The 23,069-nt window shown below is 66.5% G+C and carries 23 protein-coding genes; 2 read left to right on the top strand and 21 right to left on the bottom strand.

The window, feature by feature from the left end:
* The first annotated feature begins 2 nt into the window (after positions 1–2).
* Positions 3–851, top strand: coding sequence for an NADPH-dependent 7-cyano-7-deazaguanine reductase QueF (gene queF / locus AC07PT_RS07775; RefSeq protein WP_494656353.1), 849 nt, complete (start codon positions 3–5; stop codon positions 849–851).
* A gap of 24 nt (positions 852–875) precedes the next feature.
* On the opposite strand, the gene AC07PT_RS07770 is transcribed toward queF, so the two are convergent.
* The 3 genes from AC07PT_RS07770 to dinB form a co-directional block, all read right to left on the bottom strand.
* Positions 876–2,435 carry a methyl-accepting chemotaxis protein gene (locus tag AC07PT_RS07770; RefSeq protein WP_494656352.1) on the bottom strand — a complete coding sequence of 520 codons (1,560 nt, stop codon included), beginning with the start codon at positions 2,433–2,435 and terminating at the stop codon, positions 876–878.
* Between the two features lie 240 nt (positions 2,436–2,675).
* Positions 2,676–3,509, bottom strand: coding sequence for an enoyl-CoA hydratase-related protein (locus AC07PT_RS07765; protein ID WP_492346781.1), 834 nt, complete (start codon positions 3,507–3,509; stop codon positions 2,676–2,678).
* A gap of 119 nt (positions 3,510–3,628) precedes the next feature.
* Positions 3,629–4,864: a DNA polymerase IV gene (gene dinB, locus AC07PT_RS07760; protein ID WP_494656351.1), complete on the bottom strand. Its 1,236-nt coding sequence runs from the start codon at positions 4,862–4,864 to the stop codon at positions 3,629–3,631.
* Between the two features lie 127 nt (positions 4,865–4,991).
* Between dinB and AC07PT_RS07755 the strand changes: the two genes are divergently transcribed.
* Positions 4,992–6,029 (top strand): BLUF domain-containing protein, encoded by a 1,038-nt coding sequence (locus tag AC07PT_RS07755; RefSeq protein WP_494656350.1) that lies wholly within the window; start codon positions 4,992–4,994, stop codon positions 6,027–6,029.
* Here AC07PT_RS07755 and AC07PT_RS07750 read toward each other — a convergent pair.
* From AC07PT_RS07750 to AC07PT_RS07665, 18 genes are all read right to left on the bottom strand, one after another.
* Complete coding sequence (locus AC07PT_RS07750; protein ID WP_492346778.1) at positions 6,023–7,180, bottom strand: alpha-hydroxy acid oxidase; 1,158 nt, start codon at positions 7,178–7,180, stop codon at positions 6,023–6,025. The two genes, AC07PT_RS07755 and AC07PT_RS07750, sit on opposite strands and share 7 nt — an antisense overlap.
* A gap of 94 nt (positions 7,181–7,274) precedes the next feature.
* Positions 7,275–8,036 carry a hypothetical protein gene (locus AC07PT_RS07745; protein WP_492346777.1) on the bottom strand — a complete coding sequence of 254 codons (762 nt, stop codon included), beginning with the start codon at positions 8,034–8,036 and terminating at the stop codon, positions 7,275–7,277.
* Positions 8,037–8,262: 226 nt separating this feature from the next.
* The gene (locus AC07PT_RS07740; protein ID WP_494656349.1) at positions 8,263–8,529 is read right to left on the bottom strand and encodes a hypothetical protein; all 267 of its coding nucleotides are present in this window, start codon (positions 8,527–8,529) and stop codon (positions 8,263–8,265) included.
* Positions 8,519–8,875 (bottom strand): type VII toxin-antitoxin system MntA family adenylyltransferase antitoxin, encoded by a 357-nt coding sequence (mntA, locus tag AC07PT_RS07735; protein WP_494656348.1) that lies wholly within the window; start codon positions 8,873–8,875, stop codon positions 8,519–8,521. The genes AC07PT_RS07740 and mntA overlap by 11 nt, the downstream gene beginning before the upstream one ends.
* A 137-nt stretch (positions 8,876–9,012) precedes the next feature.
* The gene (gene paaZ, locus AC07PT_RS07730; protein WP_492346774.1) at positions 9,013–11,055 is read right to left on the bottom strand and encodes a phenylacetic acid degradation bifunctional protein PaaZ; all 2,043 of its coding nucleotides are present in this window, start codon (positions 11,053–11,055) and stop codon (positions 9,013–9,015) included.
* A gap of 39 nt (positions 11,056–11,094) precedes the next feature.
* Positions 11,095–11,826 (bottom strand): ABC transporter ATP-binding protein, encoded by a 732-nt coding sequence (locus AC07PT_RS07725; RefSeq protein WP_494656521.1) that lies wholly within the window; start codon positions 11,824–11,826, stop codon positions 11,095–11,097.
* An 11-nt stretch (positions 11,827–11,837) separates the two neighbouring features.
* Positions 11,838–13,664: a branched-chain amino acid ABC transporter ATP-binding protein/permease gene (locus AC07PT_RS07720; RefSeq protein ID WP_494656347.1), complete on the bottom strand. Its 1,827-nt coding sequence runs from the start codon at positions 13,662–13,664 to the stop codon at positions 11,838–11,840.
* On the bottom strand, positions 13,661–14,689 hold the full coding sequence (locus AC07PT_RS07715) for a branched-chain amino acid ABC transporter permease (protein WP_492346772.1): 1,029 nt from the start codon (positions 14,687–14,689) through the stop codon (positions 13,661–13,663). Before AC07PT_RS07715 ends, AC07PT_RS07720 begins: the two co-directional genes overlap by 4 nt.
* A gap of 105 nt (positions 14,690–14,794) precedes the next feature.
* Positions 14,795–15,940: an ABC transporter substrate-binding protein gene (locus tag AC07PT_RS07710; RefSeq protein WP_492346771.1), complete on the bottom strand. Its 1,146-nt coding sequence runs from the start codon at positions 15,938–15,940 to the stop codon at positions 14,795–14,797.
* 81 nt (positions 15,941–16,021) lie between these two features.
* A complete protein-coding gene (locus AC07PT_RS07705; protein ID WP_492346770.1) occupies positions 16,022–16,639 on the bottom strand; it encodes a TetR/AcrR family transcriptional regulator in 618 nt (205 codons plus the stop codon).
* 26 nt (positions 16,640–16,665) lie between these two features.
* Complete coding sequence (gene paaE / locus AC07PT_RS07700; protein ID WP_492346769.1) at positions 16,666–17,748, bottom strand: 1,2-phenylacetyl-CoA epoxidase subunit PaaE; 1,083 nt, start codon at positions 17,746–17,748, stop codon at positions 16,666–16,668.
* 53 nt (positions 17,749–17,801) lie between these two features.
* On the bottom strand, positions 17,802–18,335 hold the full coding sequence (paaD, locus tag AC07PT_RS07695; RefSeq protein ID WP_492346768.1) for a 1,2-phenylacetyl-CoA epoxidase subunit PaaD: 534 nt from the start codon (positions 18,333–18,335) through the stop codon (positions 17,802–17,804).
* Entirely contained in the window at positions 18,329–19,102 is a 774-nt protein-coding gene (gene paaC, locus AC07PT_RS07690) for a 1,2-phenylacetyl-CoA epoxidase subunit PaaC (protein WP_492346767.1), read from the bottom strand. Before paaC ends, paaD begins: the two co-directional genes overlap by 7 nt.
* An 8-nt stretch (positions 19,103–19,110) precedes the next feature.
* Positions 19,111–19,401, bottom strand: coding sequence for a 1,2-phenylacetyl-CoA epoxidase subunit PaaB (paaB, locus tag AC07PT_RS07685; protein ID WP_019575056.1), 291 nt, complete (start codon positions 19,399–19,401; stop codon positions 19,111–19,113).
* A gap of 24 nt (positions 19,402–19,425) precedes the next feature.
* A complete protein-coding gene (gene paaA, locus AC07PT_RS07680; RefSeq protein ID WP_492346766.1) occupies positions 19,426–20,436 on the bottom strand; it encodes a 1,2-phenylacetyl-CoA epoxidase subunit PaaA in 1,011 nt (336 codons plus the stop codon).
* A 28-nt stretch (positions 20,437–20,464) separates the two neighbouring features.
* Entirely contained in the window at positions 20,465–21,781 is a 1,317-nt protein-coding gene (paaK, locus tag AC07PT_RS07675) for a phenylacetate--CoA ligase PaaK (RefSeq protein WP_492346765.1), read from the bottom strand.
* A 19-nt stretch (positions 21,782–21,800) separates the two neighbouring features.
* Positions 21,801–22,238: a hydroxyphenylacetyl-CoA thioesterase PaaI gene (gene paaI, locus AC07PT_RS07670; RefSeq protein ID WP_019575059.1), complete on the bottom strand. Its 438-nt coding sequence runs from the start codon at positions 22,236–22,238 to the stop codon at positions 21,801–21,803.
* A gap of 7 nt (positions 22,239–22,245) precedes the next feature.
* A complete protein-coding gene (locus AC07PT_RS07665) occupies positions 22,246–23,049 on the bottom strand; it encodes an enoyl-CoA hydratase-related protein (RefSeq protein WP_494656346.1) in 804 nt (267 codons plus the stop codon).
* Positions 23,050–23,069 lie beyond the last annotated feature (20 nt).

The raw sequence follows: 23,069 nt of genomic DNA, 5'->3' as shown, positions 1-23,069 counted from the left end.
TCATGAACAACACCCCCGAACAATCCCAGCTCGGCAAGGCCTCGGCCTACGTCGACCAATACCAACCCGGTCTGCTGTTCCCGATCCCACGCCTCGGCAAGCGCGAAGAGATCGGCATCAGCGGCCACCCACCGTTCTTCGGGGCCGACCTGTGGACGGCCTTCGAGCTGTCCTGGCTCAACCTGCGCGGCAAGCCACAGGTGGCGATCGCCCATGTCACCGTGCCCTGCGAAAGCCCCAACATCATCGAGAGCAAGTCGTTCAAGCTGTACCTCAACAGCTTCAACAACACCCGTTTCGCTGACGCCGCCGAGGTGCAGGCCCGGCTTCGGGCCGACCTCAGTGAGGCCGCCTGGCGAGGGGCCCCCCGCCCTGGCAGCGTGGGCGTGAAATTGCTCGCCCCAGAGGCCTTTGACCGTGAACCGGTGCACGAACTCGACGGCCTGAACCTGGACCGACTGGACATCGAATGCCAGCACTACACACCGGCCCCGGAGCTGCTGAGCGCCCAGGTGGGCGAAGCCCCCGTCACCGAGACCCTGACCAGCCACCTGCTCAAAAGCAATTGCCTGGTCACCGGCCAGCCCGACTGGGGCAGCGTGCAGATCCGCTACAGCGGCGCCCAGATCGACCAGGCTGGGCTGTTGGCCTACCTGGTGAGCTTCCGCAACCACAACGAGTTCCATGAACAATGCGTGGAGCGCATCTTCATGGACCTCTGGCGCCGCTGCCAACCGATCAAGCTGTCGGTGTATGCGCGCTACACACGGCGCGGGGGCCTGGACATCAACCCCTTCCGCACCAGCCACCCCCAGGCGCTGCCTGCCAACACCCGCACGGCCCGCCAGTGAGGTAGGCGGTGGGCAGCGCCCGGCTCAATGGAGCCGGAACACGCTGACCGAACGCTGCAAAGAGCGCGCGCTCTGGCTCAGGGTCTGGGCCGCCGCGGCAGACTCTTCTACCAAGGCGGCATTCTGCTGCGTGGTCACATCGAGTTGGGTCACGGCCTCGTTGATCTGGGACAGACCGGTCGACTGCTCGCGGGCCGCCGCACTGATCTGCGCCACCAGGGTGCTGACCCGCGACACCGACGCCACCACCTCGTCGATGGTGTGGCCCACGCCCTGCACCTGACGGGCCCCGTCTCCCACCTGCTGGGCCGAGTTGCCGATCAGCTCCCGGATCTCCTTGGCGGCCGTGGCACTGCGCTGGGCCAGGGCCCGCACCTCGGACGCCACCACCGCAAAGCCCCGACCCTGCTCGCCCGCCCGGGCCGCCTCGACCGCCGCATTGAGCGCCAGGATGTTGGTTTGAAACGCGATGCCCTCGATCACCGCGATGATCTCGCTCATCTTGGCCGACGAACGCTCGATGGTGCCGATGGCCTCGGCGGCCTCACGCATCGCAGCCCCCCCACGCTCAGCCAGAGCCAGACTTTGCTCGCTTTCATGCGACACCTTGCCCGAGGTGTCTGCCGTCTGACGCACGGTGCTGGAAATCTCCTCCATCGATGCCGCCGTCTCCTCCAGGCTGCTGGCCTGGGTTTCGGTGCGGCCGGACAGATCGTCGGCCCCCTGGGCAATCTCGCTCGCCGCCTGGGTGAAGCCGGCCACCTCAAAGCGCACATCGCCCACCACGGCCTTGAGGTTGACCTGGATCTGCTGCAGACGCTGCATCAGCCCCCCCAATGGTTCAGGGTAATTGAGCGCCACCGAGGTAGAGAGATTGCAACCCGACAGATCCCCCGCAAAACGCACCGCCTCATCCAGGCTGCGGCTGACCCGGGCATGGAACCAGGCCACCACCCCAGCCCCCCCGAGCAGCAACACGGCCAGTCGGATCCCCAGTGCCATGTCGCTCGACACGCCGGTCACATCAGGCAAGACCACGCCACAGGCGATCAGAAACAACCACAGCCCCAGGGTGCTGGGCAAGTCCAGGCGGGTCAGGCGAATCAGGCGTGAACCCCAGTCGCGGTTGATCACCTTGCCACCACGCAGCATCACCGTGGTACGCCCCTGCTCTTCGTCACGCCGCAGCCGCTCGTAAAGGCGCTCGGCCTCCTGCACCTGTTCACGGCTGGGTTTGATGCGCACCGACATGTACCCGGTGGGCTTGCCGTTGGACATCACGGGCGTCACATTGGCCAACACCCAGTAGTGGTCACCGTTCTGGCGCCGGTTCTTCACCAGGCCTGTCCAGGGCCGACCACGGCCGATCGTGGTCCACATGTCCTTGAAGGCCGCCGCGGGCATGTCCGGGTGGCGGATCAGGTTGTGGGGCTGCCCGATCAGCTCGTCGTAAGTGAAGCCGCTGACCTGCACAAAGGCCGGGTTGCAGTGGGTGATGACGCCACGGGTGTCGGTGGTGGACACCAGCAGTTGATCGTCATCGAACACGTACTCGTGCTGCGAGACCGGCAAATTGACGCGCATGTGAACCCCCATCCAGTAACAACTACAAAAGTAGCACCGACAGGATTGGCGCTCATCAGCCTCAACGGGGCTGTGCCGCACACGCTGCAGCAGAACGCCAACCTCCCCTGAGCCCGACGCATCGTTGGCGACTGGGCTCTTTTTTTGTAATAAATGACTGTAGCGCTTACGACTCGTCAGCGGTTGATTCGGGGCAAGAAAAACAACATGCAACGTCCGTCAGTCGAACACCCCCAATCGTCAACCCAGAGATTTGAAAGGTGTCAGTGCCGACAGCGATGGGAAGGCCCCTGCGCGCTTTTGCTTCATGGCCAGCACGGCCTCGCGCACATGAGCATTGCTCCAGATGGCGCCCTGCAGCCAGCCCATCTGGCGCAGCGAATCCTCCACCGAATGGTCGCGGGCATAGTGGATGGCTTGCTTGGTGCCCCAGATGGCCACGGGGGGCTTGGCCGCGATCTCACGCGCACACTGCAGGGCCGCGGCCAGCGTGGCTTCGGCGTTGTCGAACACCTCGTTCACCAAGCCATGCGCCAGGGCCCGATCGGCGGGCAAGCGGCGGCCGGTATAGGCCAGCTCCTTGACCAGGGCCTGTGGCAACAATTTGGGCAGGCGCTGCAGCGTGCCCACGTCCGCCACCATGCCGATGTTGATTTCCTGCACACAGAAGAAGGCATCGGCGCTGGCATAGCGGATGCAGCAGGCCGTCACCATGTCCACCGCACCGCCAATGCAGCCGCCCTGGATGGCCACGATCACCGGCATGCGCAAGGTCTCCAGACGGGTGAAGGTGGCCTGCATGTCGGTCAGCAGGTCAAACACAGCCGCCCGCCCCTCGGGACTCTGGTCGTCCATGCTGATGGCACCGGCAAAAGTGTCCAAAGACATGCCTGCGCTGAAATGCTTGCCCGTGCTCGAGATCACCAAGGCACGCGCCTGGCCCTCGCGGTTCAACTGGTCCAGCACCTCATCAAGCTCACGCCAGAAGGTGGGGTGCATGGTGTTCAAGGCCTCGGGCTGGTTCAGCACCAGGTGGGCGATGTGGTCGGACTGGGTCAGAGAAAAGCACTTCATGAGGTCTCCGTCTTGTGGGGGTGTGGGGGGCCGCAAACCGCTCGCGACCAAACGTTTCAATTTAACGTGCGCTCCAGCCCAGCCACTGGCAAACGGGCGACACCGCAACACTGAACACCTCAGAACAAGGGCTCAGTGAGCAAGTCCAGGCTGCGTTGCCCACCCGCATCAGCCCCCCCTGTCTCAGGGGGCAGCGGCTGACCATCCGGCCCCAGGCGCTGCAAGCTGCCGACCCGCACGCCCAGCAGCCGAAAACGCCGCGTCAGATCCACCCGCTTCAGGCATTGGCCAGCAGCCCGTCGGATCAGAGCCGCATCCGAGGTCGGCTGCAACAAGGTCTGGTCGCGCGTCACGATCTTGAAGTCGTCGTAGCGCAACTTCACGCCGATGGTGCGCCCCACATAGCCCTTGCGTTGCAGGTCGGCCGCCACGCGCTCGCACAGGTGGGTGAACACCGCACCCAATTCCGCCTTGTCGTGCACCGCATGCAGATCACGCTCGAACGTGGTTTCACGGCTCACCGACACGGGCTCGCTCTCGGTCACCACCGGGCGCTCATCGCGGCCCCAGGCGGCATCGTGCAACCAGGCCCCGTAGCTGCGACCAAAATGGGCCACCAGCCAGACGCGGTCGCGGGCCGCCAGATCGCCCAAGGTGTGGATGCCTTGCGCCGCCAGACGGGCCTCAGCCTTGGGACCAATGCCGTTCAACTTGCGGCAGGCCAGCGGCCAGATCACCGTTTGCAGATCGGCCTCCTGCACCACCGAAATGCCGTTGGGCTTGTTGAACTCGCTGGCCATCTTGGCCATCAACTTGTTGGGCGCCACCCCCACCGAACAGGTCAGGCCGGTCACGTCAAAAATGCGCTTCTGGATCAGACGGGCCAGCACCCGCCCGCCCTCGCGCTGGCCACCGGGTACCTCGGTGAAATCGATGTACACCTCGTCCACCCCGCGGTCCTCCATCACCGGCGCGATCTCCGTCACCACCTGCTTGAACTGGCGCGAGTACTTGCGGTATTCGTCAAAATCCACTGGCAGCAGGATGGCCTGCGGGCACAAGCGGGCCGCCTTCATCAGCCCCATGGCCGAGCCAACCCCGAACTGGCGCGCCGCGTAGGTGGCGGTGGTGATCACGCCCCGCCCGGTGTAGCCCGACAGGCGGGCAAACGCTTCGAGCGGCAAGGCGGCGCCTGCCGCCAGCACCGCGTCCTCCTGGCGGCGCCCGCCGCCAATCACCACCGGGAGCCCCTTGAGCTGCGGATAGCGCAGCAACTCGACCGACGCATAAAACGCATCCATGTCCAGGTGCGCGATGCGGCGCAAATGAGGGGGCGTGATGGCCGGCTGGTTCATGGCAGCCAAGCATAGCGCCCCAGACATCCCTCCAAACCAACCGCAGGACGGCCACCCTGCCAAGGCGGTCAGAGATGCCGCAGCCAGGCCCGATAAGGAGCCGGCAAACCTGAGATGCTTGCGCACCATGCTCACGCCAGACAACTTTCTGCTGACCCGATCCGAGACGGTTGACTCGGTGGTCTACGCCAGCCGTGCCTGCTTCGAAGGCACCCCCCTGGCCCAGGTCCGGCACATCGGTGCCTCGGCCGCCACACGCAACACGGCCATGGGGGTGGCCTCCACCCTGCTCTACCAAAGCGGCTGGTTCGTGCACTGGCTGGAAGGCCCGGGTTCGGCCATCGACCAGGTACTGACCCGCATCGCCCGCGATGCCCGTCACCGCCACATGCGCCTGCTGCACCGCGAACCCGCCCAACGTCGGCTGCTGGTGCCCTGGTCCAGCGCCGTCATGGAAAGCCCGGAAACCCCCGACAGCCTGGGCCGCCGCATCGACCAGTTCCGCCATGCCCGGCGCGAGCGGCTGGCGCTGGCGCCAAGCCAGCTGCTGCGCCTTCTGTCCACCCCCCTGGCCGGCACCGGTGGCAACCCTTTCCTGCCACCGCAGCCCATCCAGCGCCTGATGGTCTGCGCCCGGCAAAGCGAGCGCGCCACCAGCCTGGTGCACTGGCTGGCCAAAAAACACCGGCGCAAGGTCGGCCACGGCCGCTTCAACGGCGGAGCCGCCCCCACCCTGTCGATCCACTACGTCGATTTCGGACAGCAGGGTCAGCCCCGGCGCGTGGTCAGCCTGCCGCCATCCGGCTTGAAACTCGGGATCGTGCAGGCCTTGCTGGCTGACTACGGCCACTTGCTGTGTTTGTTCGAGGGCGATGCGGAGCACGACCGCTGCTTGATGCAAGACGCCCTGCGTTGCCTCGCCCTGCTGGACCCGCGGCAGCGCCCCAGCCTGATCGGCCTGGGCCTGGCGCCCAGCCTGCAACACGAACTGATCGCCCTGGCCGCGCAAGCCGGGCTGAGCTTCCGCCCCCTCGACGGCCAAGCCCCAGGCGCCACCGACACCCCCTGGTCAGGGTTGTGGCCCGGCTTGCAGGGCCTGTTCAGGCAGGCGCCCCTCCTCAAACCCCAGGATGACGCGCCCAGCCCCCCTGGCCAAACTCAGTAAGTCCCCGGCAGCAAAATGCCCTTGTCCACGGTGTCGATCTGCGTGTGGCCGCAGAAGGCCATGGTCACATCCAGTTCCTTGTGGATGATTTGCAGGGCGCGGGTCACGCCGGCCTCGCCATAGGCGCCCAGGCCATACAGAAAGCTGCGGCCGATCAGGGTGCCGCGGGCGCCCAGGGCACGGGCCTTGAGCACGTCCTGACCGCTGCGGATGCCGCCATCCATCCACACCTCGATGTCCTTGCCCACGGCCTCGGCGATGGCGGGCAGGGCCTTGATCGACGAAGGCGCGCCGTCGAGCTGGCGCCCACCGTGGTTGGACACCACCAGCGCATCGGCGCCGCTGTTGGCGGCCAGTCGCGCATCCTCGGCATCCATGATGCCCTTGAGAATCAGCTTGCCACCCCAGCGCTTCTTGATCCACTCCACATCGCCCCAGTTCAGGCAGGGGTCAAATTGCTCGGCTGTCCAGGACGACAGCGAAGACAGGTCACCCACCCCCTTGGCATGGCCCACGATGTTGCCGAACGAGCGGCGCGGCGTGCCCAGCATGCCCAGGCACCAGCGCGGCTTGGTGGCCAGGTTGATCAGGTTGCGGATCGTGGGCTTGGGCGGTGCCGACAGGCCGTTCTTGATGTCCTTGTGCCGCTGGCCCAGGATCTGCAGGTCCAGCGTGAGTTGCAGGGCCGAGCAGTTGGCGGCCTTGGCACGATCGATCAGGCGCTCGATGAAGTCACGGTCTTTCATCACATACAGCTGGAACCAGAACGGATGTCCCTGGGTGTGCTGAGCGATGTCTTCGATTGAGCAGATGCTCATGGTCGACAGCGTGAACGGGATGCCAAAGGCCTTGGCAGCCCGTGCGCCCAGGATCTCGCCGTCGGCGTGCTGCATGCCGGTCAGGCCGGTGGGGGCGATGGCCACGGGCATGGCGACGTCCTGGCCGATCATGGTGCTGCGGGTGCTGCGCCCAGCCATGTTGACGGCCACGCGCTGGCGCAGCTTGATGCCCTGGAAATCGCTTTCGTTAGAGCGGTAGGTGCCTTCGGTCCAGGCGCCCGAATCGGCGTAGTCGTAGAACATGCGCGGCACCCGCCGCTGGGCCACACGGCGCAAATCTTCGATGCAGGTGATTTTGGACAGATCGGTCACGAGGCGTTCTCCTTGGGATGCGAAATGGTAGCGATTCGGCCCGGCGGCGCACGTGAAGATTTTTGATCCGCACCTCAAATTCTCTCAAGCGGCCTCAGACCGGCGCTTGCTCCGTCGGGCGACAACGGGCCTGCAATTCCGCCCAGGACAGCTGCTGCTCGCCCCGGGCATCCCGCACCCCGATGCGCACCGGCCCCTGCAACTGGCGCAGGTCCTCCGCCAGGCTGGACAGCTCGGCCAAGGCCAACGCCCCCGCCGGGCTGTCCAGGGTCACCTGCAGCATCCAAGGCGCGGCCGCCTGCTCCAACACGCAGCGCCACCCGGCCGCCTTGGCGGGGGTGGGCAATGCTGCGGGGCGGATCACCAGCGCCAGCGGCCAGACGGCCGGGGCCTCACCGGAGGCCCCGGCCCCGGCGCTTGCCAGCCCCAGGGCCCAAGACCCGGTCGGACCGGCGTCGTGCAGCCCCAAGGCCATCAGGGCCTCATGCAGTCGCTGGCCCGCCGCCTGCAGCCCTGCGGGCCAAGCCGCACCGCGGCGCGCAGCACCGGCGCACCAGCGCTGCAGCAACTCGGCCGGCTGCAGGCAGGCCAGCACCTGAGGCGCCTCCACCCAGTCGGCATGGCGCTGGGCCGGCCCCAGGCCCTGCAACTCGATCGGCACCGCCCCGGCCGGCTGCGGGCCCTGGCGCACCAGCCCCCAGGGCACGGCCTGCAAGGCCTCCGCCAGCCAGACCGGCCCGCTGCGCGCGAGTCTGGCACAGGCGGCAGGCGCCAGTTGCAGCAGATCGTGGCTGCGCGGCGGCCACCGATGATGATGGGGGCCCCAGACGGAAGTGGGGTTCGGCAGGGTCAACATGGGCGATCTCCGCATCAGGCCGTCATTGGCCGATGCGATGCTGACGCGCCGCCAGCGAAGGAGATGAGCGAAGCGAAATCAGATGTTCGCGCCGAAGCAGGCGACAAAGCGGGCTGCGGTGGCCGCCAAGCGGCGCCAGCCAAGCCAGGGGGCGCCCTGGGCCCGCCAAACAGCAAGCGCCTTGAGCCCCAAGCGCCCGCAAGCCTGCATGCAGGTCTTACAAACTTTATCGGGGTGGGTGAGGGCTGTCGCGCTTCAGGAGATGCTCTGTATAAGCCAGAAAGTCGCCCAGAGGGTGCTCGATGATGTTGAGCGTGATCGGCAACTGCAGCGCTTGATAGGCCTCACAAGCGCGTTGAAGGTTGAGGATGGCCGCATCCTGGCGCGTGAAATCGGCCCCGAAAGTGGCTGGGCCCTTCTCGTACTCCTGCCGAACCCGCGCCACACAGCGTTCGACGGTGGAGGCCTTGTTCAATAGCACGTCATCGGCCATGCAAACGCCCCTCACGCAATATGTCCTGGACATACCCGGCACGGGCCACATCCAGATCAAGCCTGTCGCTCAAGACAGCGGCCTCCCAGACGCCCACCAGGGGGTCAGCCACCCAAAGGCGCTGGCCCAGGGTCAGGATCTGGTACTGCAACACCGTGGAGGCGGCACGCATGTCCAGCAGATCGACATCGCAACCCACCTGGTCAGCCCCCGCACTGGCCAGGTGCCATAAGCCCGCCACATCGGCATAACCCGACACCAGAACGGCCAGGTCGAGATCGCTGTCCGGCCTGGCCTGCCCTGTGATGCGGCTGCCAAAGGCATCAACGGACAGCAGCCCAGGCAAGCGCCGCCTCAGCAAGGGCACAACCTGGGCGACAAGTTGGGCATGAAGTTCGGCCGACCTGGGTGAAAAAGTGACAAGCCCCGCACCAAGACGGCGCGGGAACCCAGCCATGCTAATAGCCGACCGGCGGCCCCACCTCAAGCGCGCTTGGCCACCAGAGTCAGGATGTCGTAGCTGGCCACCAGCTCGTCGTGCTGGTTGGTGACCTCCACATCCCAGGCCACCACGCCCTGGCCGACGCCGTTGGCGTCTTTCTTCTGGCGGTCGATCTTGCGCTTGGCGGTCAGGCGGGCACGGATGGTGTCGCCGATGCCCACCGGCTTGACGAAGCGCAGCGTGTCCAGCCCGTAGTTGGCCAGCACCGGGCCGGGGGCCGGCGAGACAAACAGGCCGGCCGCGGCCGACAGCACAAAGTAGCCATGGGCGATGCGCTTGCCGAAGGGGCTGTCCTTGGCGGCGATTTCATCGAAGTGCATGTAGAAGTAGTCGCCCGACAGGCCACCAAAGGCCACGATGTCGGCCTCGCCCACCGTGCGGCGATGCGTGAGCAGCGACTCGCCGATCTGCAAGTCTTCGAAATGGCGGCGGAAGGGGTGCACCTCGGTCTCGATGCGGCGGGCGCCGCGCACGTACTCGCCGGTGACTGCGGCCAGCATGCTGGGCGAGCCCTGCACCGCGGCGCGCTGCAGGTAATGCTTGACGGCGCGGATGCCGCCCAGCTCTTCACCGCCCCCGGCGCGGCCAGGGCCGCCGTGCTTGAGCATGGGCAGGGGCGAGCCATGGCCGGTGCTCTCGGCCGCGGCCTCGCGGTCCAGCACCAGCAGGCGGCCATGGTGGGCGGCGGCCACCGGGATCACGCGGGCGGCCGTGGCCGGGTCCTTGGTGACCAGCGAGCCCACCAGGCTGCCCTTGCCCCGGGCGGCCAATTGCAGAGCCTCGTCCAGGCCGTCGTAAGGCATCAGGGTGCTGACCGGGCCGAAGGCCTCGACATCGTGCACGGCATCGTGGCTCAGGGGCTGGCGGCTCAGCAGCAGCGTGGGCTGGAAGAACGCGCCCTGGGCCGTGCCTTCGCCCAACGGGGCGAAGTCGGCTGTGCCGCCGCCATAGACCAGTTCGGCCCCTTGGCGCAGCAGGGCCACCCGTTCGGCCACGTCGGCCTGCTGGGCCTTGGAGGCCAGGGCGCCCATGCGCACGGCCTCCAGGGCGGGGTCCCCGACCACAGTCTTGGCCAGGCGGGCCTTCAGGCGCTCGGCCACCGCATCCAGGTGCTGGCGCGGCACGATGGCCCGGCGGATCGCAGTGCATTTCTGCCCGGCCTTGACGGTCATCTCGCGGGCCACTTCCTTGATGAACAGATCGAACTCTTCGTCATCGGGCGTGACATCGGGTGCCAGGATGCAGCAGTTCAGCGAGTCGGCTTCGGCATTGAAGGGGACGCTGTGGCGCACCAGGTTGGCGTTCACCCGCAGACGGGCCGCGGTATCGGCCGAGCCGGTGAAGGTGACGAAGTCCGGCCCTTCCAGGCGGTCCAGCAGGTCACCCGTGCCGCCGATCACCAGTTGCAGCGAGCCAGCCGGCAGGATGCCCGACTGGTCGATCAGGCGCACCACGGCCTCGGTCAGGTAGCTGGTGGCCGTGGCCGGCTTGCCGATGCAGGGCATGCCCGCCAGGAAGCTGGGGGCGAACTTTTCGAGCAAGCCCCAGATGGGAAAGTTGAAGGCATTGATGTGCACCGCCACGCCGCCGCGCGGCACCAGGATGTGGGTGCCTGCGAAGCTGCCTTTCTTGCCCAAGGGCAGGGCCGGGCCTTCGTGGATCAGGTTACCGCTGGGCAACTCGCCACTGCCCATCGAGGCGTAGGCAAACAGGGTGCCGGTACCGCCTTCGATGTCCACCCAGCTGTCGGCGCGGGTGGCGCCGGTGTGGGCCGAGATGGCGTAGAGCGATTCCTTGTGCTCGTTGAGGTACTTGGCCAGCGCCTTCAGGCGCGCGGCGCGCTCCTGGAAATCAAGCGCCATCAGGGCCGGCAGGCCGGTGCCGCGGGCAAAGTGCAGGGCCTCGCCAAAGTCCAGGGCCTCGGCATGGGTGTGGGCCACGGTGGCGCCGTTGACGGCGCTGTGCAGCGCTTGCGCCGCCTGTTGGCCGATCCAGCGGCCGCCGATGAAGCTTTGTAAGGTCATGATTGGATACTCCCGAAAAGTGAAAAGCTCAGCGCAGGCTCAGTGCTTGCCGCCCAGGCCCAGGTAGGTGTCGATGATCCGACGGTCGTGCAACAGGTCGGCCGCGGCGCCGCTCAAGGCCACGGCGCCCATTTCAAGCACGTAGGCGCGGTCGGCCACCTGCAGCGCGGCGCGGGCGTTCTGCTCGACCAACAACACCGACACGCCCAGATCGCGCAGCGAAGACACCACCTGCAGCACCTCACGCACGATCAGCGGCGCCAGGCCCAGCGAGGGTTCGTCGAGCATCAGCAGACGCGGGCGGGCCATCAGGGCGCGGCCGATGGCCAGCATCTGGCGCTCACCGCCCGACAGCGTGGCCGACAACTGGGCTCGCCGCTCTTTCAGGCGAGGGAAGATGGCGAACACCTCTTCCATGCGTTGCTTCTGGTCTTTCAGGCCCTTGCGCCAGCGCGAGAAGCCGCCCAGCAAGAGGTTGTCCTCGACCGACATCTCACCGAACAGTTCACGCTTTTCGGGCACCAGGGCCACGCCCCGCGCCACCATGGACTCGACGCTGAGGCGGTCGATGCGCTCGCCCGCCAGCGTCAGCACGCCTTGCGAAGGCAGCAGGCCCATGGCCGCCGACAGCAGCGTGGTCTTGCCCGCGCCGTTGGGGCCGATCACGGTGACGATCTCGCCCTCGCCCACCGTCAGGTGAACCTGATGCACGGCCTCGACCTGGCCATACGAGACGCTGAACTGCTGCAAGTCGAGCAGCGTGGGTTTCACGGTCGCGCTGCTCACAGGCCACCTCCATTGAGTTCGCCGCCGAGGTAGGCCTCGAGCACGCGGGGGTTGGCCTGCACTTCGGCGGGCGTGCCTTCGGCGATCACTTCACCGAACTCCAGCACGGTGATGCGGTCGGCCAGGTTCATCACGAACTCCATGTCGTGCTCCACTACCAGAATGCCCAGGCCTTCGGAGCGCAGTTGGTCCAGCAAGGTGGCCAGGGCCTGCTTCTCAAGGTGGCGCAGGCCGGCGGCGGGCTCGTCCAGCAACAGGGCGGCCGGTTGACCGGCCAGGGCGCGGGCGATCTCGACCACGCGCTGCTGGCCCAGGGCCAGCGAAGCGGCCGGCCGTTCGGCAAATTCGGCCAGGCCGCAGCGCTCGATCTGGCGCCGCGCCTCGGCCAGGATGGCGGCCTCTTCGGCGCGGTCCAGGCGCAGCATGCTGGCGATCCACCCCTTGCGGCCACGCCGGTGCGCGCCCAGGGCCACGTTCTCGAGCACGCTGCGCTGCCCCAGCAGGCGCACGTGCTGGAAGGTTCGGCCCAGGCCCAGCGCCGCAAAGTCGCGCGATGGCCGGCCCTGCATGGGCTGTTCCATCAAGCGCACCTCGCCTGAGGTGGGCTCGTCGACGCCGGAGATCATGTTGAAGAAAGTGCTCTTCCCGGCGCCATTGGGACCGATCAGGGCATGCACCTCGTGCGACTTCAGGTTCATGTTGACGTTGTTGTTGGCCAGCAGGCCCCCAAAGCGGCGGCTCACCTGGCGGGCGTCCAGCAACACCTGTCCGGCGGGCGGCAGCACGCGCTGTTGCAGCGTCACGGCAGCGCTGGGCGCCACGGCACGGCGCGCCTCCGGTTTGAGCCAGCGGCCCGAGGCGGCCTGCAGGCGCGGCCACAGGCCGTCGGCAAAGCGCTGCAGCACAAACAGCATCAACAGCCCGAAGACGATCACCTCGAAATTGCCGCTGGCACCCAGCAGCTTGGGCAGCCAGTCCTGCAATTGCTCCTTGAGCAGGGTGATCAGGGCCGCCCCCAACACCGCACCCCACAGGTGGCCGGCGCCGCCGACCACGGCCATGAAGAGGTACTCGATGCCGATGTTGATGTTGAAAGGCGTGGGGTTCACAAAGCGCTGCAGATGGGCATACAACCAACCCGAGATCGCGGCCAGCAGGGCCGCCAACACGAACAGCTTGATGCGGTAGTGCGCCGTGTCCACGCCCATCGACTCGGCCATCACCCGGCCGCCCTTGAGCGCCCGGATGGCCCGGCCTTCACGCGAGTCCAGCAGGTTGTGCAAGGCCCACAGGCAAAACAGCAACACGGCCCAGATCAGCGGCCCCAGGTACAGCGGCGAGGCCAGCGAGAAGCCTGCCAACGTCAGCGGCGGCAGGCCGGACACGCCGGTGAACCCGCCCAGCACGTCGAGGTTGCCGAACACGTAATACAGGCTCAGGCCCCAGGCGATCGTGCCCAGCGGCAAATAGTGGCCGGACAGGCGCAGGGTCACCGCACCGAGGAAGCGGGCGACCGCGTAAGTGGCGACCAGACCCAGCACCAGGCCCACGAAAGGCAGCAAGGCGGGCGGAAAGCCGGCCGGCAGCCAGGCCGCGGCCAGAGGCGAGGTGCACACCCAGGCCGTGGCGTAGGCGCCCAGGCCCACAAAGGCAGCCTGGCCGAAGGAGGTCATGCCACCCACGCCGGTCAGCATCACCAGGCCGGCAGCGACCATCGCATACAGGCCGATGTAGCTCATCACCGTGAGCGTGAATTCAGGCAGGAAACCCCAGGCCAGCGCCAGCGCGGCGATGCAGGCCAGGGTGAGTTGACGCGCGCTCATTCTTCGTCCTCCACATGGCGGCTGTTGAGTGAGCGCCACCACAGCACGGGAATGATCAGGGTGAACACCAGCACCTCCTTGAAGGCACTGGCCCAGAACGATGAAAACGCTTCCAGCTGGCCCACCATCACGGCGCCGGCCAGGGCCAGCGGGTAACTGCCCAGGCCGCCCACGATGGCGGCGACAAAGCCTTTCAGGCCGATCAGGAAGCCGGTGTCGTAATACACCGTGGTCAGGGGCGCAATCAGCAGGCCCGACACGGCGCCGATCAAGCCGGCCAGGGCAAAGCTGAGGTCACCCGACAGTTCGGTCGGGATGCCCATCAGGCGGGCCCCGACCCGGTTCATGGCGGTGGCACGCAGCGCCTTGCCAATGATCGAGCGTTCAAAGAACACGAACATGGCCACCACCAGCACCGCGGCCATGGCCACCACCACCAGCGACTGGCCGGTGACGGGAATGCCGCCGAGGTCGAAGCGGGCCTCCGAGAAGGCCGGTGTGCGGTACCCCTCAGCACCAAAGAACAGCAGACCCAGGCCGACCAGCACCCCGTGCAGGGCCACCGAGACGATCAACAGGATCAGCACGGTGGCGTGGGCCAGCGGGCGATAGGCCAGGCGGTACAGCAGCGGGCCCAGGGGCACGATCAGGGCCAGGGTGGCCACCGATTGCAACAACAGCGACTCCGGCTTGACCAGCAGCACCAGGGCCGCGGCCAGCGCCGGCAAGGCCAGCGTCCAGACCGCCGTGGCAGCCCATTCGACTGGCTGGCCGCGCTGATGACGCCATGCCTCGACCACCAGGGTGGCCACAGCCAGCGCAATCAGCAGCCACAACGTGGCCGGCACCTTGCCCGCCTGCATCATGGCCATCGACAGTGCGCCAAAAGCCACAAATTCGCCTTGCGGGATGAAGATCACCCGCGTGACCGAAAACACCAGCACCAGGGCCAGCGCAATCAGTCCGTACACCGCGCCATTGACGACGCCGTCCTGCCCCAGGATCAGGGCGATCTGAAGATCCATGTTGAAAATCCCGTTCAGGCCGACCCGAGGTCGGCGACAAAAAGGCAGGCTGGCGCCCCAGGTGTCATCCACCCGGGGGGCACACAAGCCCGCTCAGGGCAGGGTTCAGGGCTGGTATTTCCAGGCGCCGTTCTCGATCTTGACCATCACGCGACCGCGCTGGTCGAGGCCCAGGTGGTCGGCCGCCGAGGTGCTGAACACGCCGTGGGCACCGGCCACTTCCTTGACCTTCTCAAGTTCATCGCGCAGGGCGGTGCGGAAGGCCGGGGTGCCGGGCTGGCCCTTCTTGAGCGCGCCGGGCACGGCGGCATTGAGCACCAGGCCGGCATCCCAGGCGTGGCCGCCAAAGGTGGACACATTGGCCTGCCCGTAGGCGCCGGCATAGGCGCTCACGTAGGCCAGGGCCGATTTGCGCACCGGGTGGTCCGCAGGCAGTTGGTCCGCCACCAGCACCGGGCCGGCGGGCAGGAAGGTGCCCTCCACATCCTTGCCCCCCACGCGCAGGAAGTCGGCGTTGGCCACACCGTGGGTCTGGTAGAACTTGCCGGTGAAGCCACGCTCCTTGAGCGTCTTCTGGGGCAGCGCAGCGGGGGTGCCCGAGCCGGCGATCAGCACCGCATCAGGCTTGGCGGCCATGATCTTCAGGGCCTGGCCGGTCACCGAGGTGTCGGTGCGCGAGAAGCGCTCGTTGCTGATGATCTGCAGCTTCTTGAGTTCAGCGGCCTTGACGAACTCCTTGTACCAACCTTCGCCGTAGGCGTCGGAGAAGCCGATGAAGGCCACGGTCTTGATGCCGTGGTTGGCCATGTGCTCAGCCACCGCCAGCGACATCATGATGTCGTTCTGCGGGGTCTTGAAGACCCAGCGCTTCTTGGCGTCCTGCGGCTCGATCAGCATGGCCGAGGCCCCCAGGGTGATCATCGGGGTCTGGGCTTCAGACACGGCATCGATCATGGCCAGCGAGTTGGGCGTGGTGCTGGAGCCGATCACGATGTCGACCTTGCTCTCGGCGATCAGCTTCTTGGTGTTGCTGACGGCTGCGGTGGTGTCTGAGGCATCGTCAAGCACGATGTAGTTGACCTTCTGACCCGCCATGGTCTTGGGCAGCAGGGCAATGGTGTTCTTCTCGGGGATGCCCAGCGAAGCGGCCGGGCCGGTGGCCGACACGGTCACGCCCACATTGATGTCGGCATGGGCCATCAGGCTGGCCAGCAAGGCGGTGGCCAGGGCCACGGGTTTGAGCAGTTTCATGGTTTGTCTCCTTCAGTTTTTGGGGCCCTTGGCCCCGCTTGATCCGGCAGTTTGATCGGTTAGTTTCAGACCAGCGATAGGTTAGTCCGACGTACGGGCTACGGGAGGCTTGACAGCAGTCAATCCACCCATGAACAAATCCGCCACTATCGGAGCCATGGCATCGTAGTCGAGTTCCCCTTCGGGCTTCATCCAGGTAAACATCCAGTTGATCATGCCGAACAAGAGCATGGTCAAAGGCTTGCTCAGTTCGGCCTGCAAGGACTCGCCACGCACCTCTGCGACGGCTCTGGCAAAGCCGCTGACCACGTCGCGTTCATGGTCCAGAACGCGCTCGCGATCGGCCTCGTCGAGAAACTTGACGTCTTCGGTGAGCACGCGATGGGCGTCCTGGGCGTCGGCGTATTCCTCGACGATGCGGCGGATCAGCTCACGCAGGCGCTGCTCGGGCGCCAGGGGCTCGGCTTCAACGTCGACCACCAGCGCCTGCAGACGCGACACATGGCCTTCGGCAATGCTCACGAGCAGGCTGTATTTGTCTTTGTAGTAATGGTAGAGCGTGGCCTTGGACAGGCCACAGGCCTCGGCCACCTGGTTCATCGAGGTCGAGGGGTAGCCCCGCCGCGCAAACAGGTGCGCAGCCTGCTCCAGAATCATCTCGCGCTGGTCGTTGTAACCAGCAGCCCGTCCTCGGCCCATCGGTGTGTCCTTGTGTCTTGTTCAGTTCAACGTTCGTCGAATGATAGGACGACCCGCGGGGTCAGCGGATGGGCCTGGCAGGACAGCACAAAGCCGGCCTCGACCTCCGCCTTGTCGAGGGCGAAATTGCGCTCCATGCGCACCTCACCTTCGAGCAGCTTGCAACGGCAGGTGCCGCACACGCCCGAGGTGCAGGAGAAGGGCACTTCGAGCCCGGCCGCCGACGCGGCATCGAGGATGCTGGGCTGGTCCTTGCTGAAGCTGATCTCGCGGTGCAGGCCGTCACGCACGATGACCACACGGGCGGTCTCGGCGTCGCCCGGCTGGGCCTGGTGCACCACGGCCCCTGCGGCCGGGCCGGCGCTGGCCACGCCGAAGCGCTCGATGTGGATGCGCTCCTCGGGCACGCCTGCCGCCTTCAGGGCCACCTCGGCCTCGTCGTTCATCTGGAAGGGGCCACACACATACACATGGTCGATGCCCGCCGGGTCCAGCACCTTGCCCAGGAAGGTGCCCAGCTTGCCACTGTCCAGCCGCCCCGCGTACAGAGGCGCATCCACATGCTCCTGAGTGAACACGTGGTGCAAGGACAGCCGCGCCATGTAGCGGTTCTTCAGGTCCTCAATCTCTTCCTTGAACATGGTCGAGGCCGGGGTTCGGTTGCTGTAGATCAGGGTGAACTGGCTGTGCGGCTCCCGCGCCAGCACGGTCTTCATGATGGACAGGATGGGGGTGATGCCGCTGCCGCCCGCAATGCCCACGTGGTGGCGGCGGGAAGCCGGCTCGATGGGCACGAAGAATCGACCTTGCGGCGCCATCACCTGCACGCTGTCGCCCACTTTGAGGTGCTGGTGGATCCAGGTCGAGAAAGCCCCACCATTGACGCGGCGCACGGCCACGCGCAATTCGCCGTCGTCCACGCCGGCACAGATCGAATACGAGCGGCGCAGGTCCTTGCCGTCGATGGTGCTGCGCAGGGTCAGGTACTGGCCCTGGGTGAAGCCGAACGCTTCGCGCAGGCTGTCAGGTACAGAGAAGGAAACGATCAGGGACTCGGGCGTGTCTGCCTCGATGGCCTTGACCGGCAGGGGATGGAACATGACGCTCATGGCGATCTCGCTTGAATCTGGTTGTTGTAGGAATGGACGGCTGGAGGGCGGGTTCAGATCGGCTTGAAATGCTCGAAGGGTTCGCGGCAGCTCATGCAGCGGTAAAGCGACTTGCAGGCTGTCGAACCGAAAGCGCTCAGACGTTCGGTCTGCAAGCTGCCGCAGCGCGGGCAGGCCAGGCGTTGCCCCGAAGGCGAGCGACCCACAAAGTGCATGGGCACCCCTTCGCTGAGATCCACCGGGCCCGGCGGGGCAATGCCGTAGTCGAGCAGTTTCTGCCGCCCTTGTTCGCTGATCCAGTCCGTGGTCCAGGCCGGGGCGCGGCGCATCGTGACACGCGCCGGGCCCAGGCCGGCCGCGGCCACCGCCGCCAGCACGTTCTGCTCGATCAGCTCGGTGGCCGGGCAGCCCGAGTAGGTGGGCGTGAGCACAATCTCCAGCCCATCCTCATGGGCCAGCACCTCGCGCACCAGGCCCAGGTCGACCACCGACAACGCGGGCACCTCGGGGTCGAGCACGGTGCCCAGCACCTGCCAGACCGGTGCCAAGATGCCGCTGGTGGGGACCACGGCAGCCTGGTTCACCACACGCCCCCGGGGAAGGCGCGCTGCAGGTACTGCATTTCAGCCAGGATGAAACCCATGTGCTCAGAGTGCACACCACGCCGGCCTGTGCTGCGGTACACCGAATCGGCGGGCACCGGCAGCTTCACAGCAGCCAGCAGCGCCGTCATCTCGGCACGCCAATCGGCCTGCAGCTCGGACCACTTCGGGCCCAGGCCACTGGCCGCGGCCTGCTCGTCGATGGCGTCGTCTTCAAACAGCTCGGCGCTGTAGCGCCACAGTTGGGCCAAAGCGGCCTTCAGGCGCCGGGCCGACTCGTCTGTGCCGTCACCCAGGCGCACCACCCAGTCGCAGGCGTGCTGCTGGTGGTAGCGCGATTCCTTCAGGGCCTTGCCGGCAATGGCGGCCAGCTCGGCATCGCTGGAGGCCGACAGGCGCTGCCACATCAGCTTCAAAAACGTGGCCACCATGGCATTGCGCAGCACGGTGAAGGCGAAGTCGCCGCGCGGCAGCTCGACCAGGGTGGGGTTGAGGTAATCGCGCTCGTCGCGCAAAAAGGCCAGTTGGTCTTCATCATGACCCAGGCCGCTGATCTGGCCCGCATGGGTCAGCAGCGCACGGGCCTGGCCGATCAGGTCGAGCGACATGTTGGTCAGCGCGATGTCTTCTTCGAGCACAGGCGCATGACCGCACCATTCGGCGATGCGCTGGCCCAGGATCAGGCAGGTGTCGCCCAGGCGCAGCACGTACTGGGTGGCCGCATCGCGGCCGGGTTGGATGGTGGCTTGCATGGCGCGGCTCACATGTGGTTCACGGATTCGGGCAACTGATAGAAGGTGGGGTGGCGGTACACCTTGTCTTCCATCGGGTCGAAGAACATGCCCTTGTCGCCGGGGTCGCTGGCCACGATCTGGTCCGAGCGCACCACCCACACGCTCGTGCCTTCCTGGCGCCGGGTGTAGACGTCGCGTGCCAGCTGGATCGCCATCTTGCTGTCGGCGGCGTGCAGGCTGCCGCAATGCTTGTGGTCCAGGCCGGCCTTGGCGCGGACAAACACTTCCCACAGGGGCCATTCGTTCTGGGTTGTCATGGAGGTCTCCTTGTCTTGCTTGAATCAGGCAGCCTGTTGCTGCGGGGTGTGCTTGGCGGCGTGTGCGAGGGCAGCTTCGCGCACCCAGGCACCGTCTTCCCAGGCCTTGACGCGGGCGCCCAGGCGCTCCTGGTTGCAGGGGCCGTCACCGCCCACCACACGCCAGAACTCGCTCCAGTCGATGGTGCCGAAGTCGTAGTGCTGGCGGGCTTCGTTCCACTTCAGGTCGGGGTCGGGCAGGGTCACGCCCAGCACCTTGGCCTGCTCGACGGTGGCGTCGACAAACTTCTGGCGCAGCTCGTCGTTGCTGACGCGTTTGATGCCCCAGCGCATCGACTGCGCGCTGTTGGGTGACTGGTCATCGGGCGGGCCGAACATCATCAGGCAGGGCCACCACCAGCGGTTGACCGAGTCCTGCACCATGGCGCGCTGGGCCTCGGTGCCGTTTTGCATCATGGTCAGCAGGGCGTCGTAGCCCTGACGCTGGTGAAAGCTCTCTTCGCGGCAGATGCGGATCATGGCGCGGGCGTAGGGGGCAAAAGAGCAGCGGCAGATCGGCACCTGGTTCATGATGGCCGCGCCATCGACCAGCCAGCCGATGGTGCCCATGTCGGCCCAGTTCAGCGTCGGGTAGTTGAAGATCGAGCTGTACTTGGCCTTGCCCGTGTGCAGGGCATCCAGCAGTTCGTCGCGTGACACGCCCAGGGTCTCGGCGGCCGCATACAGGTACAGGCCGTGACCGCCCTCGTCCTGGATCTTGGCCAGCAGGATGGCCTTGCGCTTGAGTGTCGGCGCACGGGTGACCCAGTTGCCCTCGGGCAGCATGCCGACAATCTCGGAGTGAGCGTGCTGGCTGATCTGGCGCACCAGGGTCTTGCGGTAGTGCTCGGGCATCCAGTCTTTGGCCTCGATGAAGTCGCCATCATCGATGCGGGCCTCGAAGCGCTCTTCGAGCAGGGCCTCCTCGGCAGAGCGGACCACTTTGGGTCCGTCACCGGGCTCGCGGGCCATGGTGTCCATTGCTTGGGTGTACATGGTGGAGTTCCTCTTTTTGAAAGTGGCCTCAACGGGGCCGGGTATCGATCACACGCCGGGCCTTGCCGGTGAGCGTGCGTTCGATGGTTTCGGGTTCCTGCACCTGGACGCGGGTCGAGATGCCGACCAGGGTCTTGATACGGTGCTTGAGCCAGTCGGCGATCTCCTTGAGCTCGACGGCGCTGAGCGGGCCAGCGGCGGGTTGCAGCTCGCAGCGCACTTCGACCTCATCGAGGTTGCCGTCGCGCTTGACCAGGATCTGGTACTGACCCGAGAGCTTGGCGTGCTGCAGCACGATCTCTTCGATCTGGGTCGGGAACACGTTGACGCCACGGATGATCAGCATGTCGTCGCTGCGGCCGACGATCTTGCCCATGCGGCGGAAGGCACGCGAGGTGGGCGGCAGCAGGCGGGTCAGGTCGCGGGTGCGGTAGCGGATGATGGGCAGCGCCTCTTTGCTCAGCGAGGTGAACACCAGTTCACCCTCGGCACCGTCGGGCAGCACCTCGCCGGTCAGCGGGTCGATGATCTCGGGGTAGAAATGGTCTTCCCAGATCACCGGGCCGTCCTTGCTCTCGATGCATTCGCAGGCCACGCCGGGGCCCATGACTTCGGACAGGCCATAGATGTCGACCGCGTCGATGCCGGCCTTGGTCTCGATGTCGCGGCGCATCGCCTCGGTCCAGGGTTCGGCCCCGAAGATACCCACCTTGAGCGAGCTGGCCGCGGCGTCCAGGCCCTGGCGCGCAAACTCTTCGATGATCACCTGCATGTAGCTGGGCGTGACCATGATGATGTCGGGCTTGAAATCGGTGATCAGTTGCACCTGCTTCTCGGTCTGACCACCCGACATCGGGATCACCGTGCAGCCCAGGCGCTCGGCGCCGTAATGAGCGCCCAGGCCGCCCGTGAACAGGCCATAGCCATAGGCCACATGCACCGTGTCCCCCCGGCGGCCGCCGGCCGCACGGATCGAGCGCGCCACCAGGTCAGCCCAGGTGTCGATGTCATTCTTGGTGTAGCCCACCACGGTCGGCTTGCCGGTGGTGCCCGACGACGCGTGAATGCGGGACACCTGCTCACGGGGCACGGCAAACAGGCCGAAGGGGTAGTTGTCGCGCAAATCGGTCTTGACCGTGAAGGGGAACTTGCTCAGGTCACTGAGTTGCTTCAGGTCATCGGGGTGCACGCCCTTGGCATCGAAGGCCTTTTTGTAATGCGGCACGTTGTCGTAGGCGCGCTGCAGCGTGGTGCGCAAGCGGCTCAGTTGCAGGGCAGCGATCTCGTCGCGGCTGGCGGTCTCGATCGGGTCGAGCTCTCCGGGGGCGGGGGTCTTGGCGGTCATGTGGGTCTCTCCTGATACTTCAGCCAGCGACAGCCGGCTTGCCTTTGAGGGTGTAGGAACGCCCGCGGAACACCGCGATGCGCTCACCGTTCTGGTTGCTCACTTCTACGTCGTAGACGCCGGTGCGGCCGGCCTTGGACACCTCGGTGGCTCGGGCCGTCAACACGTCGCCAGCGCGGGCCGGGGCCATGAAGTCGACGCTGAAGCCCGAAGCCACCGTGAGTTCGTTGTATGAATTGCAGGCAAACGCGAAGGTCGAGTCGGCCAGGGTGGAAATGAGCCCGCCGTGACAGGTCTTGTGGCCGTTGAGCATGTCTTCACGTACGGTCATGCTGAGCACGGCGCCACCGGGTGTCACTTCGTGGATCTGCATGCCAAAGCCCAGGGTGACGTTGTCGTTGGCCAGCATGCCCACGCGCACCAGGTCGGCCGTTTGTTGAGGGGTGAGTTCAGACATGGTGGGCTCAACGATCGGTGAAGACGGGGGCGCGGCGCTGGCCAAAGGCGGCCACACCTTCCAGGTAATCGTGGGCAGCGCCCAGCTGGCTTTGCAGGCGGGCCTCCAGGGCCAGTGCGCCATCGAGCGAAAGGCCTTGCGCCTCATCCAGGGCCTGACGGGTGGCCACCAGCGCGCGTGATGGCTGGACAGCCAGGCGCTCGGCCAGGGTCTGGGCCTCAGCGGCCAGAGCCTCATCGTCGACACAGCGCCAGATCAGGCCCATCTGCTCCGCCTCGGGGGCCGGCAGCTTGTCGCCCAGCAGGGTCAAGCCCAAGGCCTTGCCGCGGCCCACCAGGCGCGGCAACAGCCAGGTGCCCCCGGTGTCGGGCACCAGGCCGATCTTGCTGAAGGCCTGAATGAAGCTGGCCGAACGTGCGGCCAGCACCAGGTCGCAGTTCAGTGCCAGGTTGGCACCCGCACCGGCGGCCACGCCATTGACCGCCGCCACCACCGGCACCGGCAGACTGCGCAGGCGCTGCACCAGGGGACGGTAGAAGCGTTCAATCACCTGACCCAGGTCTTTGGGCGCCGCACCGGGCGTGGTGTCGGGGGCCACGCTGGGGTCGGCCAGGTCCTGCCCGGCGCAGAAGCCTCGCCCCGCGCCCGTCAGCACCACACAACGCACACTGGCGTCGGCGGCCACTGCATCGAGGGCGGACAGCAACTGGGCATGCATTTCGCCAGTGAAGCTGTTCAGAGCCTGCGGGCGGTTCAGCGTCAGGGTCCGGACCGCACCGCTCTGGTGGGTCAGGATCAGGTCGTCGCTCATCGTGTCTCCTTGGGTGGGGG

Source organism: Curvibacter sp. GW821-FHT09D12 (genome assembly GCF_059416245.1).
The sequence above is the reverse complement of the archived record's forward strand: the minus strand, read 5'-3'. Positions and strand labels throughout refer to the sequence as shown.

Excerpts from the sequence above, each read along its gene's own strand:
- queF (WP_494656353.1), top strand. The coding sequence starts at position 3 with ATGAACAACACCCCCGAACAATCCCAGCTCGGCAAGGCCTCGGCCTAC.
- AC07PT_RS07770 (WP_494656352.1), bottom strand. The coding sequence starts at position 2,435 with ATGCGCGTCAATTTGCCGGTCTCGCAGCACGAGTACGTGTTCGATGAC.
- AC07PT_RS07765 (WP_492346781.1), bottom strand. The coding sequence starts at position 3,509 with ATGAAGTGCTTTTCTCTGACCCAGTCCGACCACATCGCCCACCTGGTG.
- dinB (WP_494656351.1), bottom strand. The coding sequence starts at position 4,864 with ATGAACCAGCCGGCCATCACGCCCCCTCATTTGCGCCGCATCGCGCAC.
- AC07PT_RS07755 (WP_494656350.1), top strand. The coding sequence starts at position 4,992 with ATGCTCACGCCAGACAACTTTCTGCTGACCCGATCCGAGACGGTTGAC.
- AC07PT_RS07745 (WP_492346777.1), bottom strand. The coding sequence starts at position 8,036 with ATGTTGACCCTGCCGAACCCCACTTCCGTCTGGGGCCCCCATCATCAT.
- AC07PT_RS07740 (WP_494656349.1), bottom strand. The coding sequence starts at position 8,529 with ATGGCCGATGACGTGCTATTGAACAAGGCCTCCACCGTCGAACGCTGT.
- paaZ (WP_492346774.1), bottom strand. The coding sequence starts at position 11,055 with ATGACCTTACAAAGCTTCATCGGCGGCCGCTGGATCGGCCAACAGGCG.
- AC07PT_RS07720 (WP_494656347.1), bottom strand. The coding sequence starts at position 13,664 with ATGAGCGCGCGTCAACTCACCCTGGCCTGCATCGCCGCGCTGGCGCTG.
- AC07PT_RS07715 (WP_492346772.1), bottom strand. The coding sequence starts at position 14,689 with ATGGATCTTCAGATCGCCCTGATCCTGGGGCAGGACGGCGTCGTCAAT.
- AC07PT_RS07710 (WP_492346771.1), bottom strand. The coding sequence starts at position 15,940 with ATGAAACTGCTCAAACCCGTGGCCCTGGCCACCGCCTTGCTGGCCAGC.
- AC07PT_RS07705 (WP_492346770.1), bottom strand. The coding sequence starts at position 16,639 with ATGGGCCGAGGACGGGCTGCTGGTTACAACGACCAGCGCGAGATGATT.
- paaE (WP_492346769.1), bottom strand. The coding sequence starts at position 17,748 with ATGAGCGTCATGTTCCATCCCCTGCCGGTCAAGGCCATCGAGGCAGAC.
- paaC (WP_492346767.1), bottom strand. The coding sequence starts at position 19,102 with ATGCAAGCCACCATCCAACCCGGCCGCGATGCGGCCACCCAGTACGTG.
- paaB (WP_019575056.1), bottom strand. The coding sequence starts at position 19,401 with ATGACAACCCAGAACGAATGGCCCCTGTGGGAAGTGTTTGTCCGCGCC.
- paaA (WP_492346766.1), bottom strand. The coding sequence starts at position 20,436 with ATGTACACCCAAGCAATGGACACCATGGCCCGCGAGCCCGGTGACGGA.
- paaK (WP_492346765.1), bottom strand. The coding sequence starts at position 21,781 with ATGACCGCCAAGACCCCCGCCCCCGGAGAGCTCGACCCGATCGAGACC.
- paaI (WP_019575059.1), bottom strand. The coding sequence starts at position 22,238 with ATGTCTGAACTCACCCCTCAACAAACGGCCGACCTGGTGCGCGTGGGC.
- AC07PT_RS07665 (WP_494656346.1), bottom strand. The coding sequence starts at position 23,049 with ATGAGCGACGACCTGATCCTGACCCACCAGAGCGGTGCGGTCCGGACC.